Source organism: Desulfamplus magnetovallimortis, from assembly GCF_900170035.1.
GTDB lineage: Bacteria > Desulfobacterota > Desulfobacteria > Desulfobacterales > Desulfobacteraceae > Desulfamplus > Desulfamplus magnetovallimortis.
In genome coordinates this window covers 1-739 of sequence record NZ_LT828621.1, presented here as the reverse complement: position 1 = coordinate 739, position 739 = coordinate 1, and the positions used below count along the sequence as shown (strand labels likewise).

Here is a 739-nt window from a genome sequence, read left to right as displayed (position 1 = left end):
TTGGAATACTTACCTTTGCAGGTGTTACAGATGAGGGAAAAAGATATTTAAAAGTGCCCAATCTCATCATGAAGCGGCTTTATGTTGAGAGAATTAATGAAATGTTCATTCCTGAACCATTAATAAGAGATCAAGGCAAAAATGCTGCTGAAGCACTTTATACAAATAGAGAAATGGAAGAGCTATGCCGCTTTGTGGAGCAGACATTTTTCAAGGTATTCCGCAACCGTGATTACCGATGGGCAAATGACCTCACTGTCAAAACAGCATTTTTAAGCCTGCTCTATAACGACATACTTTTTATCATGGATTCCGAAAAGGAACTTGGCAGGCGGTTTGCAGATCTCACCATGATTATCAGACCAGACATGCGGAAATACCGCCTGCTGGATATTCTCATTGAGTTCAAATATGTGAGCCTGTCAGATGCAGGATTGAGTGGTGAAGTTGCACGGAAGCTGTCATCTTCCGAGGTAGCAGAATTGCCTGAAGTTAAGTCTGCCATGGGTGAAGCAGAGACGCAGGTTAAAACATACAGCAAAACCCTGACGGCAAGATATTCTGATCTCAGGCTTAAAAGTTTTGTTGTGACAGCCCTTGGTTTTGACAGAATTTATTGGAGAGAAGTTAAAAATATTAATTAATATAAATTGTACGATAATGTAAAGTTAAAGGAAAATTATTATGCAGATTTTGAAAATAGATCACTGGACAAGAAGATTCTGTATGCTTTGTTTTT

1 protein-coding gene is annotated in these 739 nt (G+C 38.7%); it reads left to right on the top strand.

Annotation, left to right across the window (positions count from 1 at the left end):
- Positions 1–644: hypothetical protein (locus MTBBW1_RS28920; RefSeq protein ID WP_222424209.1), on the top strand; the 644-nt coding region annotated here is incomplete at its 5' end.
- Between the last annotated feature and the right edge of the window lie 95 nt (positions 645–739).